Raw genomic sequence first — 14,761 nt, forward strand, 5'->3', positions numbered from 1 at the left:
AGGAGCAGCATCATGGCCGAAAAACTTAAACTGGACTTGTCCCTGGTCTTGCCGGATGTCGCTGATGAGCGCGACGCCTGCGTGGGGCGGCTGACTAGATTGCTGCAGGCCGAGGGCTTGGAAAAGGTACACCTGGTCAGCGAAGACGGCGGCACCCGCCTTTGCCTGCACTACGACCCGCAGCAGTTCAGCGTGAGCCGGGTGCGCGAGCTGGCGCAAGCGGCCGGGGCCAAGCTCGGCAACCACTATCGTCACGAGAGCCTGCGTATCGACGGCATGGACTGCCCTACCTGCGCCACGGTGATCGAGCACGCGCTGTCGCGCATGGACGGCGTGCTGGAAGCCTCCGTGAGCTACGCCGCAGAACGGCTGCGCCTGGAGTACGACAGCGAGAAAATTGAGCGTCCAGCAATTGTCCGTCGCATCCGGGCGCTCGGTTATGCCGTGCTGGAGGAAGGCCGCGAGGCCGGATGGTTCGCCGAGCATCGGGAGCTCATTTTCAGCGGCGTGGCCGGCCTGCTGTTGCTGGCGGGCTGGCTGGCGGGTCTCGCCGGCACGCCGCGCGCCCTCTCGCTCGGCCTGTTGCTGGGCGCCTACGCGGCGGGTGGCTTCTATACCCTGCGCGACGCCTGGCAGAGTTTGAAGAGCCGCAGCTTCGACATCGACACCCTGATGATCGTCGCGGCGGCCGGGGCGGCGGCGCTTGGCGCCTGGGAGGAAGGCGCGCTGCTGCTGTTCCTGTTCAGCCTGGGTCATGCGCTGGAACACATGGCCATGGACCGCGCGCGCAAGGCTATCGAATCGCTGGCAGAACTGGCGCCCAAGATCGCACTGGTGCAGCGGGATGGCGCGGAAGTCGAAGTGCGGGTGGAGGAATTGCTGCGTGGCGACCGGGTGATCGTCAAGCCCGGCAGCCGCATCCCCGCCGACGGCCAGGTGGCGACCGGCAACTCGGCGGTGGACCAGTCGCCGGTCACCGGCGAATCCATGCCGGTGGACAAGCAGCCGGGCGACAAGGTATTCGCCGGCACGGTCAACGGCGAGGGCGCGCTCATTGTCGAAGTCACCCGGCTGGCGCGCGAAAGCACGCTGGCGCGCATGGTCACGATGGTGGCCGAGGCGCAGACGCAGAAATCGCCCACGCAACGCTTCACCGACCGATTCGAGCGGATCTTCGTGCCCGTCGTGCTGGTGGGCGTTACATTGCTTATCGTGCTGCCGCCGCTGTTCGGCTTCCCCTTCGCCGAATCCTTTTACCGCGCCATGGCGGTGCTGGTGGCGGCCTCCCCGTGCGCGCTCGCCATCGCCACCCCGTCGGCGGTGCTGTCCGGCATTGCGCGTGCCGCGCGCGGCGGCGTGCTAATCAAGGGCGGCGCGCATCTGGAAAATCTCGGCGTGCTCACCGCCATCGCCTTCGACAAGACCGGCACCCTGACCGTCGGCAAGCCCAAGGTGACCGACGTCGTTGCCTTCAGCGGGAGCGAGGACGAATTGCTGAAAATCGCCGCCGCCGTGGAAAGCCGCAGCGCCCATCCGCTGGCGCAGGCGGTGGTGGCGGAGGCGACGCGGCGCGGCTTAGCCTGGGGCGAAGCGGCGGCGGTGGAAGCCGTGACCGGCAAGGGGCTGCGCGCCGAATTCGACGGCAAAAAGGTCGCCATCGGCAACGCCAGGCTGTTTGACGGCGAAGCCCTCCCCGAAGCGGTTCAGCAACACACAGAACGCCTCCAGACGGAAGGAAAAACCATCATGCTGGTCCAGGCGGACGGGCAATTCCTGGGTGTATTGGGTCTGGCCGATACCCCGCGCGAAGGCGTGAAGCAGGTACTAGAACGACTGCGCCGGATCGGCATCCGCAAGACCATCATGCTCACCGGCGACAGCGAACGCGTGGGCCGTGCCATTGCAAATGTGGTGGGCCTAGACGAAGTGCAAGCGGGCCTGTTGCCGGAAGACAAGGTCAAAGCCATGGAGGAACTCGGGCAGCGCTACAGGCAGGTGGCCATGGTCGGCGATGGGGTCAACGACGCCCCGGCCATGGCGCGCGCCACGGTCGGGATCGCCATGGGCGGCGCCGGCACCGATGTGGCGCTGGAAACCGCGGACGTGGCGCTGATGGCCGACGATCTTTCCAAGCTGCCCTTTGCCGTGGCCTTGAGCCGTGCGTCAAGGCGCATCATTCGCCAGAACCTGTGGGTGTCGCTGGGCGTGGTGGCATTGTTGATTCCTGCCACCCTGTTTGGCTGGGCCGGGATCGGCGTGGCAGTATTGATACACGAGGGTTCGACCTTAGTCGTCGTGATCAATGCCTTACGTCTGCTGGCCTACGAGGATCAGGCAAGCGCTTCTGCCTGAAATGCAACCTATCAGGATCACCAGTGAGGTTGATTTACCCGAAAACCTGAAGTTCATGTGGTGGACGCCAAGGAGCAACGGTATTCGATCGAATTGGCCGAAGCGGTCATCAACGGGACCATCAGGTGGACCAATGATGGGCATCATCGAGAGCTGCTCGGACGGATCAATCTGAGGCCAGTTGGATCTAAGTGATGGAGGTGCTGACCGTCTCTAATGGGTCGATGCTGTCGGCCACCCCCAAAGGATGAGCGGCCACTTTGCAATGGGTACACCAACAGACATCATGACGCGATCGGTTGTCCTGCTGCACGTAGGTTGGTGGAGCGAGCGATGGCTGTGCTGCGTTTTTCGCTTGCCGCTTGAACCGGAACGTTGGGGACGCGTGTGGCAGAGTGAAAGAGATGCCGGGGGACGCTGAATTGGAACTGCGCCATTTTCGCTACTTTATCGCCGTGGCCGAGGAACTGCACTTCGCTCGCGCGGCCGAGCGGCTGCATATCGAACAGTCACCACTGTCGCGGGCGATCAAGGATCTGGAGTACGATTTGGACGTGCAACTGTTCGAACGCACTACTCGCAGCACCCGTTTGACCTGGGCCGGACAAGTATTCCTGGACGAAGCTCACCGCGTGCTGTCCACGCTGGAACAGGCTATCGCCAGCACTAAGGCGGCCGCCACCGGCTATCGCGGCACGCTGCGCATCGCGCTGTCCGACAGCATTGATCCACTGCGGCTTGCTGCCCTACTGGCACAGTGTCGCGAGGAGGAACCCGATGTCGAAATCCGCCTGTTCGAGGTTCCCTTGGCGGAGCAGGTGAAAGGCCTGCGTGGCGGTCTGTATGACGCTGGATTCGCCCAAGCGGCCGAGGCCGGCGAAGCCATCGTCGTTCAGCCCGTGTGGAACGATCCGCTGGTGATCGCCGTTCCGGCGCGTCATCCGCTGCTGGCGCACAAACGTATTCCATTGGCGGAATTGATCCGCTACCCGCTGGTGCTTTGCCACCCGGAAATTTGCGAAGGCTGTTACCGGCAGATCGAGCGCATCTTGCGCACTGTCGATGCAGAACCTGTCGTGGCCGAACATGCGGCGACCTTCGACCTGATGATGACGCTGGTTGCCGCTGGCTACGGACTCAGCTTTGCCAACGAGTCCCACATGATGATCTGCCGTCACCCGGAGGTCGTGGCTCGCCCGCTGGCGGGGCGACCCCTAATGTTGACCACCTACTTGCTGCGGCTCAACACGGAATCCTCCGAACCACTGAGCCGCTTCGCCGCCCGAGTGGTTGCCGCAGAGAACTCGAATTCAAGCGCGGAGACATGAGGTAGCCGCTCGCACGCCCACATCAATAGGAAACGACATGAAGAAAACCAGTTTGCTGCTGTTGGCCTTGGTTCTGACCGCCTGCGAAAAACCTGCACCGACCGACACCGTCGAATCGCTAGTCGCCAATCCCGAACGGCTCAAGGAAGTGGAACGCCTGTGCAGGGCAGATCACGCGAAGATGGGTGACACCCTCTGCAACGCGGCGAGCGAAGCACGCCGCCGACGCTTCATGGGGAACGGCAAAGGCAAATACACACCGCAGCAACCCGCGCCGCAAAACTGATGCCTCGACCCGGAGCACTACACACCGATCGGGTGGACTCGGTCGTATGTGGTGATACGTGCCTGCTCATCGGAAGGCATGACGTACCGATGACTAGTAGTTCTCGTAGATAAGTGCGTCCATGTTGCATGGTGGGACCTCGAGGTTCGTTGGTTTCTCCGATGGTCTGCCATGACGCATCTTTCCTGCACTCTGTCGGGTCCTTGACAAAATAGGACGACTGCCCTATTTTACATCATCAGTAGGACGGTCGTCCTACCCCGACGGCACCAGAGCAAAAGGAATCATCATGTCCGCAGACTTGTTCGAGCCATTCCAGTTGGGTGACCTGACACTCACCAACCGGATGGTCATGGCGCCGATGACGCGTAATCGCGCCGATGAAAACGGCGTCGTACTTCCCATGATGGTGACCTACTATCAACAACGTGCCAGCGCCGGTCTGATCGTTACCGAGTCCGCCCCCGTCTCACCAGAGGGCGTGGGCTATCCCTTCACCCCGGGGATTTACACTGATGCCCAGGCGGCAAGCTGGCTCCGCGTGACCGATGCGGTGCATTCGGCCGGTGGCCATGTCTTTGTTCAGCTGCAGCACTGCGGACGGATTTCCCACCCGAGCTTGCTGCCAAACAACGCCGCACCCGTAGGTCCATCGGCGTTGCGCCCGACGGGGCAGGCAGTCACCTACACCGGCATGCAGGATTTCGTGACGCCGCGCGCACTCGATACCCGCGAAATTCCAGGTATCGTGGCGCAATTCCAGCGCGGCGCAGAGATGGCCAAGCGCGCAGGCTTCGACGGCATGGAAGTACATGGCGCCAACGGCTATATCATCGACCAGTTTCTGCGCGACGGCAGTAACCGCCGCACCGACGCGTATGGCGGCAGCGTGCAGAACCGCATGCGCCTATTGAACGAAATCCTCGATGCGGTGTGCGCGGTGTGGCCGGCGCGACGTGTGGGCGTGCGCTTAAGCCCCGAGAACAGTTTTAACTCGATGTCGGATTCCGATCCGCAAGCGCACTTCGGCTATTTCACCGAGCAGTTAAGTCCGCGTGGGCTGGCCTATATGCATGTGCTCGAAGGTGACATGATGACGAAGGCCGGCGCACTGGATTATCGTGCCTTGCGCTCGCGGTTTGCAGGTCCATATATCGCCAACAACGGGTACGACTTGGTGCGCGCCCAAACCGCAGTACGTAGTGGCGCCGCAGACCTAGTTGCTTTCGGAATTCCGTTCTTGGCCAATCCCGACCTGGTACGCCGTTATCGGGAGAACCTGCCGTTAAACGCGACCGATCCATCCACTTTCTACGGAGGAGGCGCGGCAGGGTATACCGACTATCCTTTGTATCGTGGCGAGGAAACTTGGGCGTGAGGTGGTTTTCATGAGAGATAAGACAACCCGTGATCATATTATTGAAGCGGCTGATCAGTTGTTTTATCAGCAAGGCTACGAGCACACTTCGTTCTCGGATATCGCGAATGCCGTACAGATCTCGCGCGGCAATTTTTACCATCACTTCAAATCCAAGGATGAAATTCTGGATGCCGTGATCAATGTGCGTCTGGCGAATACCCGGAAGATGTTGGAGCAGTGGGAGATCAAAGGGGAAAAACCCGAGGATCGCATCCGCAGCTTTATCCATATTCTGATCATGAACCGGGCCAAAATAAAATGTTACGGCTGCCCGGTTGGCACGCTGTGCGGTGAGCTCGCGAAGTTAAATCATCCCTTACAAGCCGAGGCAAACAAGTTATTTACGCTATTTAGAACCTGGTTGCGCAGGCAATTCACGCTGCTAGGCCGCAAGGCAGATGCTGATGAGCTGGCGATGCGTCTTCTCGCCCGCAGCCAGGGTGTCGCCACGCTGGCAAATGCCTTTCACGATGAGAGATTCGTCAAACAGGAGGTCAAGCAGATGGACGAATGGCTGAGATCGTGCACTGAAAGCGCCGCGCGCAATGCACACGACGAGTATGGGGCGGGAGAGCGCGTAAGACGCAAAAGCTGAGTACCAGACCCACTAGGTTTTATAGGAGAAAAACCCGATGTTTATCGTACTGCTTAAATTTTCTGGCAACAAAGGCCAAGCCAGCCAATTCATGGAAGGCCACAAAGAATGGATCAAACGCGGGTTTGATGATGGCGTATTTCTGTTGGCCGGTAGTCTCCAGCCCAACATGGGTGGTGGAATTTTGGCGCATAACACATCGCTGCCGAACCTTCAAAACAGGGTGAATGATGATCCGTTTGTGGCAGAAAAAGTGGTCAGCGCGGAAATTCTTGAAATCACGCCATCAAAAACAGATGAGCGTCTACAGTTTTTGCTCGACGGAATAGATAAATGAGCACGACGATTGTCGGTCCAGACGGCAAATCACGTTGTCGCTGGTGTGGTGCCGCGCCGGAGTTTCTAGCCTACCACGACAGCGAATGGGGCTTTCCGGTCAGCGATGATCATCGCTTATTCGAGAAATTGAGTCTGGAGGGTTTTCAATCCGGACTGAGCTGGCGCACTATCCTCGTCAAGCGCGAAAATTTCCGTGCCGCCTTCCATGATTTCGATTTCAACAGGATAGCGCGCTTTACCCAACCCGACATTGATCGTCTGCTCAAGAACGAAGGGATCGTCCGCCACCGAGGTAAGATTGAGGCGGTCGTCAATAATGCGCGACAGGCCCGGGAACTCGTCAAACGGGAAGGCTCGCTGGCAGCCTTCGTCTGGCGTTACGAACCAGACACGAAGCAACTTGCGGAACCGCAGACTGCCTCGACCTCGGTGGAATCGCTTGCTTTGTCGAAGGATTTGAAAAAACTAGGCTGGAAATTCATCGGCCCCACCACGGTGTATGCCTTCATGCAAGCCATGGGGCTTATCAACGATCATGTCGCGGACTGCGTGATCAGGGCCAAAGTTGAGCGCGCACGCAAGAGTTTCAGACGACCCGGACGCTGACATCGGGCGCGCAAAATCGCATGCACGCGGACTGCAAAAGCGCCGCTCGTTCCTCGCTATGCTTTTTTGCTGCCGGTGATGCGAAACGTTGCGCAGGCATCCATCAATAATTTTTCGGCGAATCGCGATGCACGCCGAAACGCGCTGTCGTTTGCAGCGACGTGCTCCATTTTTCCCCAACTAGAAATCTTGTTTTCTACGTCTCCGCTATCCCGATAACGGTCTTTGACCGGCACTCGTTCGCCCCCCACTCTCACGCCTGCGGCACATCGTTGTCCGCACTTTGTGCGGGAGTGCTATTCAGGGGGTCGTGATGCAGGGAACCAGTGTGCTGTTCGGTCAGATTCTGGCGGTGTTCGGGATCGTGATCGCGGGAACGTGGGGCGCCACCCAATGGACCGCGGCACAACTGGACTACCAGCTACGCCTGGGTGCGCCGTGGTTCGACTTGCTGGGAACGCCAGTCTATCACCCATGGCGGCTGTTCGAGTGGTGGTACTTCTACGACGCCTACGCGCCCGACATTTTCCTGCGCGGCGGTGCCATCGCAGCGTGCAGCGGCTTCGCTGGCGCCATGGTGGCCATCGCCATGTCTGTGTGGCGCGCACGGCAATCCAAGCTGGTCACCACCTACGGCTCGGCGCGCTGGGCGCTGCCCGCTGAAATCCGCCGTTCCGGGCTGACCGGCCCTGCCGGCGTTTTCCTCGGCCGCAAGGACGGCGACTACCTGCGCCACGAAGGTCCCGAGCATGTGATGGCCTTCGCGCCGACGCGATCCGGCAAGGGGGTCGGCCTGGTGGTGCCAACGCTGCTTTCGTGGCCCGGCTCCGCCGTGATCCACGACATCAAAGGCGAGAACTGGAATCTGACCGCCGGTTGGCGCTCGCGCTTCTCGCATTGCCTGCTGTTCAACCCGACCGATGCGAAATCAGCCGCCTACAACCCATTGCTCGAAGTACGGCGCGGCATGCACGAAGTACGCGACGTGCAGAACATCGCCGACATCCTGGTCGATCCCGAAGGCGCGCTGGAGCGGCGCAATCACTGGGAGAAGACCTCGCATGCCCTGCTGGTCGGCGCGATCCTGCACGTGCTCTACGCCGGAGATGACAAGACGCTGCGCGGCGTCGCCAACTTCCTGTCCGATCCGGCCAGCCCCTTCGAGGTGACGCTGCACCGGATGATGACGACGCGACACCTGGGAGAAACACCGCATCCGGTGGTCGCTTCCGCCGCGCGCGAGGTTCTGAACAAGAGCGAAAACGAGCGCTCGGGTGTGCTGTCCACCGCGATGAGTTTCTTGGGGCTATACCGCGATCCCACCGTGGCCGAAGTCACCTCACGCTGCGACTGGCGTATCGCCGACTTGATTGATGCCGATCACCCGGTGTCGCTGTACCTGGTGGTACCGCCCTCGGATATCAGTCGCACCAAGCCGTTGATCCGCCTGATTCTCAACCAGATCGGCCGACGCCTGACCGAGTCACTCGATGGTTCGGACGGCATTGCTCGCCGCCACAAATTGCTGCTGATGCTCGACGAGTTTCCGGCGCTGGGACGGCTCGACTTCTTCGAATCGGCGCTGGCCTTCATGGCCGGCTACGGTCTGCGCGCCTTCCTGATTGCCCAATCTCTGAACCAGATCGACAAGGCCTACGGCCAGAACCATTCCATCCTCGATAACTGCCACGTGCGCATCACGTTCGCCACCAATGACGAACGCACCGCCAAGCGCATTTCGGAAGCCCTTGGCACCGCCACCGAATTACGCGCACAGCGCAACTACGCGGGCCACCGGCTGGCGCCGTGGCTCGGACACCTGATGGTGTCGCGCCAGGAAACCGCACGGCCGCTGCTCACGCCCGGCGAAGTCATGCAGTTGCCGCCCGACGACGAGGTGGTGATGGTGTCCGGCCATCCACCGATCAAGGCCCAGAAGATTCGCTACTACCTGGATGCGAATTTCAAGACACGCATGCAGGCTCCGCCGCAATTGCTGCTCGGGCACTACGCCGATGTACCGGCAGCGCGACACGACGACTGGACGGCGCTGGCGATCCCCGCTGCGCCGATTCTCGGCTTGGTGTTGCCTGCACACGGTGAGGCCATCGACGACGGCGGTCGCCAGCAGCAGCCAGAACTGGCCGAAGTCGCGTTCACGCCGGAGCCCGAACACGCGGTGGACGATCTGGGGCTGCTCGATGACGACGACCTGCCGCTACCCTTGCCCGCCCAACTCGATCCACGCCTGCAACGCACAGCGCGGCTGGCGGCCCTCGACCCTGACGATGGAATCGCGCTATGAGCCGCACCCGCCTGAACCTATTCATCGAACCCGAGCACGCCAAACGGCTCGACGAGCTGGCGACCATGAAGGGCTTGTCCAAGTCTTCGATCATCGCCGCTGCGCTGGCCTCGTTCCTGTCACCCGATTCCGGCGACCAGCGCGAAGCGGCTATCGCCAAGCGCTTGGATCGCTTGTCTCGCCAGCTCGACAAGCTGGAGCGCGACCAGAACATCCTCATCGAGACGCTGGCGCTCTACGTGCGCTACTTCCTCACCGTCAGCACACCGGTGCCGGAAGCGCATCAGGAAGCGGCACGCGCCCAGGGCCGCGCGCGCTTCGAGCAGTTCGTCGAACAGCTCGGCCGGCATCTGCTGCGCGGGCGCAGCCTGGTCAAGGATGTGGTCGAGGAAATCCAGCCCGATCGGAGCCAGTTCTTCGGCCAGCAGGAAAACGCCAATACCGTGTCGTCAACAGACGAACCGGGAGTACCGTCATGAGCAGCGCACCGCACGATCAAGGCTTGTCGGCCTCGCTGGCGCTGGAGCGTCGCGTGCTCATGCTGCGCACGGCGATGGGGCCGGACATCGCGAAAGCCTTGAACGACCCCGACGTGGTGGAAGTCATGCTGAATCCCGACGGTTCGCTCTGGGTGGATCGACTGGGCAGTGGGCGCGAACCGCTGGGTGTCAGCCTCACGCCAGCCGATGGCGAACGCATCATCCGTCTGGTCGCGGCGCATGTGCGCGCCGAGGTGCATGCGGGCAAGCCGCTGTTGTCCGCCGAGCTGCCGGAGACCGGCGAACGTTTCGAGGGTGCGCTGCCACCGGTGACGCCGGGGCCGGTCTTCGCGCTGCGCAAGCGCGCGGTCGGCTTGATCCGGCTCGACGCCTACGTGGCCGACGGCATCCTGACCGAGGCCCAGGCGGAATTTCTACGTAACGCGGTGCGCGAACGCCAGAACATCCTGATCGCGGGCGGCACCAGCACCGGCAAGACCACGCTGGCGAACGCCCTGCTCGACGAGGTCGCGGCCACCGGCGATCGCGTGATCGTGCTCGAAGACACGGTGGAGCTGCAATGCACCGCGCTCGACCACGTCCCGCTGCGCACCCGTGCCGGTGTCGTGACCATGGCCGAGCTGGTGCGCTCGACCCTGCGGCTACGCCCGGACCGCATCGTCGTCGGCGAGGTGCGCGGCGCCGAAGCGCTCGACCTGCTCAAGGCTTGGGGCACGGGCCATCCGGGTGGCATTGCCACCGTCCATACCGGTTCCGCGGCGGGCGCGTTGCTGCGGCTGGAACAACTGATCCTCGAAGTCGCGGTGACGCCACCACGCGCGCTGATCGCCGAAGCGGTCAACGTCATCGTCTACATCGCCGGTCGCGGCCGGGCGCGCCGCGTGCAGGAAATCGCCCGCGTCACCGGCTTCGACAGCCACGGCTACCGGCTCAGCGCCGAGCTGATGCCTTCCGTCCCTTTACTTTCATCGACTCCCGGAGAACCGTCATGACGACTTCACGCATTTCCGTAAAACCTGCCTTGCAATTCGTGGCTCTCGCCGCGCTGCTGCTGGCCATCGCCATTCCCGCGCATGCGGCGGGGTCGAACATGCCGTGGGAGGCGCCGCTGCAATCGGTGCTGGATTCGATCCAGGGGCCGGTGGCCCGCATCATCGCGGTGATCATCATCATTACCACCGGCCTGACGCTGGCGTTCGGCGACACCAGCGGCGGCTTCCGCAAGCTGGTGCAGATCGTGTTCGGCCTGTCGATCGCGTTCGCCGCGTCCTCGTTCTTCCTGACCTTCTTCAGTTTCAGCGGCGGAGCGGTGCTGGCATGAGCGCGCTGCCTGCTGACGCACCTGGCTTTGAAGTGCCGCTGCACCGCTCGCTGACCGAACCCATTCTGCTGGGTGGCGCACCGCGCACCGTGGCAATTGCCAACGGCACGCTGGCCGCCGCCGTGGGGCTCGGGCTGCAACTCTGGCTGCCCGGCATGGTGCTGTGGATTGTCGGGCACTCGCTGGCGGTGTGGGGCGCGCGCCTGGATGCGCAGTTCATGGCGGTCTTCGCGCGGCACATCAAGCACCGACAACTTCTGGACGTGTGAGGACGACCCATGATGCATCTCGCCGAATACCGCAAACGCCCCGCGCTGTTGGCCGACTGGCTGCCCTGGGCCGGGTTGGTCGCACCCGGCGTCGTGTTGAACAAGGACGGCTCGTTCCAGCGCACGGCGCGATTCCGCGGGCCAGACCTGGACAGCGCCACACAGGGCGAACTGGTCGCGACCTCTGCGCGGTTGAACAACGCGCTGCGTCGGCTTGGATCGGGTTGGGCGCTGTTCGTGGAGGCCGAACGGCGCGAGGCAGCGGACTATCCGGAATCGGTGTTTCCCGAACCGTTGTCCTGGCTGGTCGATGAAGAACGCCGCGCCGCATTCGAGGAGGCCGATAGTCACTTCGAGAGCGCGTACCGCCTGACGCTGCTGTACCTGCCGCCCGAGGAATCGACGGCGCGCGCCGCCAAGCTGCTGTACGAGAACACCAAGGTCGAAGGCGTGGACTGGCGCGAGCGGCTGGAGGGCTTCGTGTCGGAGACTGAACGCGTCTTCGGTTTGCTTGAAGGGGTGATGCCGGAGATCACCTGGCTCGACGATGGTCAGACACTGAGCTACCTGCATGCCTGCGTATCCACCCTTCGGCATCCGGTGGCCGTGCCCGAAATTCCCATGCACCTCGATGCGTTATTGGCTGATGAGCCATTGACCGGTGGCCTTGCGCCCATGCTTGGGAGCCAGCACCTGCGCGTGGTGTCGGTGCGCGGCTTCCCGACTTCGACCTGGCCCGGCTTGCTCGACGACCTCAACCGCCTGGGCTTCGCCTACCGCTGGAGCACACGCTTTCTGTGCCTGGACAAGGCCGAGTCGGAGCGCGAGCTGGGGCGCCTGCGCCGCCAGTGGTTCGCCAAGCGCAAGAACATCGTCGCGCTGCTGCGCGAAACCATCTTCCAGCAGGAGAGTCCGCTGGTGGACTCCGATGCGTCGAACAAGGCGGCCGATGCCGACGCGGCTCTCCAGGAATTGGGCAGCGATCAGGTTTCATTCGGCTATGTCACGGCCACCGTGACGGTGATCGATGCCGATGCGACCGCTGCCGACGAGAAGCTGCGCGCAGTCGAACGAACCATCCAGGGCCGGGGCTTCGTCACCATTCCCGAAACTTTGAACGCGGTCGATGCGTGGCTGTCGTCGATTCCGGGGCACGCCTACGCCAACGTGCGCCAGCCCATCGTCTCGACCTTGAATCTGGCCCACATGATGCCGGTCTCCGCCGTGTGGGCAGGACAAGAGCGCAATGCGCATCTCGACGGCCTACCGCTGATCGTGACGCGCACCGATGGCGCGACACCGTTCCGGCTGGTCACGCACATCGGCGACGTGGGCAACACGCTGGTGGTCGGCCCCATCGGCATGGGCAAATCGGTGCTGCTCGCGACGCTGGCATTGCAGTTCCGCCGCTATGCCGGATCGCGCATCTTCGCATTCGACATGGGACGCTCCATTCGCGCCACTGTGCTCGGACTCGGTGGCGAGCATTACGACTTGGGTATTGATGGTGCCATCGCGTTCCAGCCGCTGGCGCGCATCGACCAGGACGGCTACCGCGCCTGGGCGGCCGAGTGGGTCCAAGGCCTGTTGATTCACGAAGGCATGGTTGTCGGGCCGGCCGAGAAGGAGTCCGTATGGTCGGCGCTGAACAGTCTCGCCAGCGCGCCGCTCGAACAGCGCACCCTGACCGGCTTGTCGGTACTGCTGCAATCGAACGCGCTGCGCCAGGCCCTGCAACCTTATGTGCTGGGCGGCGCGCACGGCAAGCTGCTCGATGCCGACCATGACCGGCTCGGTTTCGCCGACGTGCAGGCGTTCGAGATGGAAGAACTGATGCACAGCAAGGCGGCCGCACTCGCGGTACTGCGCTACCTCTTCGCGCGCTTTGAGGAACGCCTCGACGGTGCCCCAACATTGTTGATCCTCGATGAAGCCTGGCTGTTCCTCGACGACCCGGTATTCGCCGCGCGCATCCGGCAATGGCTGAAGACGCTGCGCAAGAAGAACGTCTCTGTCATCTTCGCCACACAGTCACTGGCGGACATCAAAGATTCCAGCATCGCCCCGGCCATCGTCGAGAGCTGCGTGAGCCGCATCTTCCTGCCCAACCCGCAGGCGACCGAACCACAGATTCGCGTCATCTATGAAGGCTTCGGTCTCAACGCGCGGCAGATCGAGATCGTGGCAACCGCACAGCCCAAGCGCGATTACTACTACCAGTCGCGGCTCGGCAATCGCGTCTTCGACCTCGGGCTCGGGCCGGTGACGCTGGCGTTCGCCGGCGCAGCCAAGCCCGAAGACCAGCGCGCCATCGATGCCGTTTCCGCGTCGGTGCCGCCTGCGGACTTCGCAGCCGCCTGGCTGCGCCATCGCGGTCTCGACTGGGCCGCGGACCTGATCCCGTCCTTTCCCTTCACTCCAAAGGAGAAGCAACCATGAAAAAGACCTTGCTTGCCGTCGCCGCTGCCGTACTCATGACCGTAATGCCATCGGTACAGGCGACGGTGGTGGTCATCGATCCGGCCAACTTGATTCAGAACATCCTGACCGCTGCGCGCACTCTGCAGCAGATCAACAACCAGATCCAGCAACTGCAGAACGAAGCGCAGATGCTGACCAACCAGGCGAGGAACCTGACCAGTCTCCCCTTCAGCGCGCTCAATCAACTGCAATCTGCGCTGTCCGCGACGAACCAGCTGCTGCAGCAGGCGCAGGGGCTATCATTGAATCTGACGCAGATGGAGACCCAGTTCGCGCAGCTCTATCCCGCTGCCTACACCTCCTCGACCCCGGCAAACCAGATGGCGCTCGACGCCAGCCAGCGTTGGCAGAACTCACTGGAGGCACTGCGCACCGCAGCCGAGGTGCAGTCGCAGTCCGTGCAGAACTTCACTTCCGACGAGCAAACCTTGAGCGACCTCGTGAACAGCAGCCAGTCGGCGGTCGGCGCTTTGCAAGCCACGCAGGCGACGAACCAGTTACTCGCCTTGCAAGCCCGGCAGGCGATTCAGGCGCAGCAGCTGCAGATCACGCAAGACCGCGCCGTCGCCCTCGAACAGGCGCGGCAGGTCGCGGTGCATGCGCGTGCCGCCGAGGTGCGCAACCGCTTCCATGGCACCGGCACACCGTATACGCCATACAGCGTCAACTTCTACGGCAATTGAGAAAACGTGATCATGAAAACCCTTCTCATCGCTGCCGCCTGCACCGTGCTGCTCGCCGCGTGCAGCAAGCCCAATCCCGATACCGTTGAATCGCTGCTGGCGAATCCCGAGCGCCTGAAGGAAGTCCGCGCTCAATGCAAGGCCGACCATGCCGAGGCGGGGGACGCCCTGTGCAACAGGGCCGCCGAAGCCACGCGGCGGCGCTTCATGGGCAGCGGCACGCCGTACACGCCCGCGCCACCGGCTGCATCCGCTTCTGCACCGAAAGACTGAGCC

At 62.6% G+C, this 14,761-nt stretch carries 16 protein-coding genes; 15 read left to right on the forward strand and 1 reads right to left on the reverse strand.

Annotated features, from left to right (window positions below):
* Window positions 1-12: 12 nt before the first annotated feature.
* The 7 genes from GZH91_RS09735 (at window position 13) to GZH91_RS09765 (ending at window position 6,926) form a co-directional block, all read left to right on the forward strand.
* The gene (locus GZH91_RS09735; RefSeq protein ID WP_161984241.1) at window positions 13-2,352 is read left to right on the forward strand and encodes a heavy metal translocating P-type ATPase; all 2,340 of its coding nucleotides are present in this window, start codon (window positions 13-15) and stop codon (window positions 2,350-2,352) included.
* Window positions 2,353-2,756: 404 nt separating this feature from the next.
* The gene (locus GZH91_RS09740; RefSeq protein ID WP_443098190.1) at window positions 2,757-3,680 is read left to right on the forward strand and encodes a LysR family transcriptional regulator; all 924 of its coding nucleotides are present in this window, start codon (window positions 2,757-2,759) and stop codon (window positions 3,678-3,680) included.
* A 37-nt stretch (window positions 3,681-3,717) separates the two neighbouring features.
* The gene (locus GZH91_RS09745; protein WP_147072695.1) at window positions 3,718-3,966 is read left to right on the forward strand and encodes an EexN family lipoprotein; all 249 of its coding nucleotides are present in this window, start codon (window positions 3,718-3,720) and stop codon (window positions 3,964-3,966) included.
* Between the two features lie 289 nt (window positions 3,967-4,255).
* A complete protein-coding gene (locus GZH91_RS09750; protein ID WP_147072697.1) occupies window positions 4,256-5,344 on the forward strand; it encodes an alkene reductase in 1,089 nt (362 codons plus the stop codon).
* A 10-nt stretch (window positions 5,345-5,354) separates the two neighbouring features.
* Window positions 5,355-5,981, forward strand: a complete 627-nt coding sequence (locus GZH91_RS09755; RefSeq protein WP_147072865.1) for a TetR/AcrR family transcriptional regulator — start codon at window positions 5,355-5,357, stop codon at window positions 5,979-5,981.
* A 37-nt stretch (window positions 5,982-6,018) separates the two neighbouring features.
* A complete protein-coding gene (locus GZH91_RS09760; protein WP_147072699.1) occupies window positions 6,019-6,318 on the forward strand; it encodes a YciI family protein in 300 nt (99 codons plus the stop codon).
* Window positions 6,315-6,926 carry a DNA-3-methyladenine glycosylase I gene (locus tag GZH91_RS09765; RefSeq protein ID WP_147072701.1) on the forward strand — a complete coding sequence of 204 codons (612 nt, stop codon included), beginning with the start codon at window positions 6,315-6,317 and terminating at the stop codon, window positions 6,924-6,926. Before GZH91_RS09760 ends, GZH91_RS09765 begins: the two co-directional genes overlap by 4 nt.
* Before the next feature lie 56 nt (window positions 6,927-6,982).
* Here the strand turns inward: GZH91_RS09765 and GZH91_RS09770 are convergent, their stop codons facing one another.
* Window positions 6,983-7,162, reverse strand: coding sequence for a hypothetical protein (locus tag GZH91_RS09770; RefSeq protein WP_147072703.1), 180 nt, complete (start codon window positions 7,160-7,162; stop codon window positions 6,983-6,985).
* Between the two features lie 77 nt (window positions 7,163-7,239).
* On the opposite strand from GZH91_RS09770, the gene GZH91_RS09775 reads away from it, so the two are divergent.
* From GZH91_RS09775 to GZH91_RS09810, 8 genes are read left to right on the forward strand one after another with little or no spacing between them, the layout of a single operon-like run.
* On the forward strand, window positions 7,240-9,231 hold the full coding sequence (locus GZH91_RS09775) for a conjugal transfer protein TraG (RefSeq protein WP_147072705.1): 1,992 nt from the start codon (window positions 7,240-7,242) through the stop codon (window positions 9,229-9,231).
* Entirely contained in the window at window positions 9,228-9,710 is a 483-nt protein-coding gene (locus tag GZH91_RS09780; protein ID WP_147072707.1) for a CopG family transcriptional regulator, read from the forward strand. Before GZH91_RS09775 ends, GZH91_RS09780 begins: the two co-directional genes overlap by 4 nt.
* Entirely contained in the window at window positions 9,707-10,723 is a 1,017-nt protein-coding gene (gene trbB, locus GZH91_RS09785) for a P-type conjugative transfer ATPase TrbB (protein WP_147072709.1), read from the forward strand. The genes GZH91_RS09780 and trbB overlap by 4 nt, the downstream gene beginning before the upstream one ends.
* Window positions 10,720-11,052: a TrbC/VirB2 family protein gene (locus tag GZH91_RS09790; protein WP_147072711.1), complete on the forward strand. Its 333-nt coding sequence runs from the start codon at window positions 10,720-10,722 to the stop codon at window positions 11,050-11,052. Before trbB ends, GZH91_RS09790 begins: the two co-directional genes overlap by 4 nt.
* Window positions 11,049-11,321 carry a VirB3 family type IV secretion system protein gene (locus tag GZH91_RS09795; RefSeq protein WP_147072713.1) on the forward strand — a complete coding sequence of 91 codons (273 nt, stop codon included), beginning with the start codon at window positions 11,049-11,051 and terminating at the stop codon, window positions 11,319-11,321. The genes GZH91_RS09790 and GZH91_RS09795 overlap by 4 nt, the downstream gene beginning before the upstream one ends.
* Before the next feature lie 9 nt (window positions 11,322-11,330).
* Window positions 11,331-13,760, forward strand: coding sequence for a conjugal transfer protein TrbE (gene trbE, locus GZH91_RS09800; RefSeq protein WP_147072715.1), 2,430 nt, complete (start codon window positions 11,331-11,333; stop codon window positions 13,758-13,760).
* Entirely contained in the window at window positions 13,757-14,485 is a 729-nt protein-coding gene (trbJ, locus tag GZH91_RS09805; protein ID WP_147072717.1) for a P-type conjugative transfer protein TrbJ, read from the forward strand. The genes trbE and trbJ overlap by 4 nt, the downstream gene beginning before the upstream one ends.
* A 12-nt stretch (window positions 14,486-14,497) precedes the next feature.
* Entirely contained in the window at window positions 14,498-14,758 is a 261-nt protein-coding gene (locus GZH91_RS09810; RefSeq protein WP_147072719.1) for an EexN family lipoprotein, read from the forward strand.
* Window positions 14,759-14,761 lie beyond the last annotated feature (3 nt).

The sequence above is a fragment of the Sulfuriferula plumbiphila genome (genome assembly GCF_009938015.1).
In the GTDB taxonomy this organism is placed as follows: domain Bacteria; phylum Pseudomonadota; class Gammaproteobacteria; order Burkholderiales; family Sulfuriferulaceae; genus Sulfuriferula; species Sulfuriferula plumbiphila.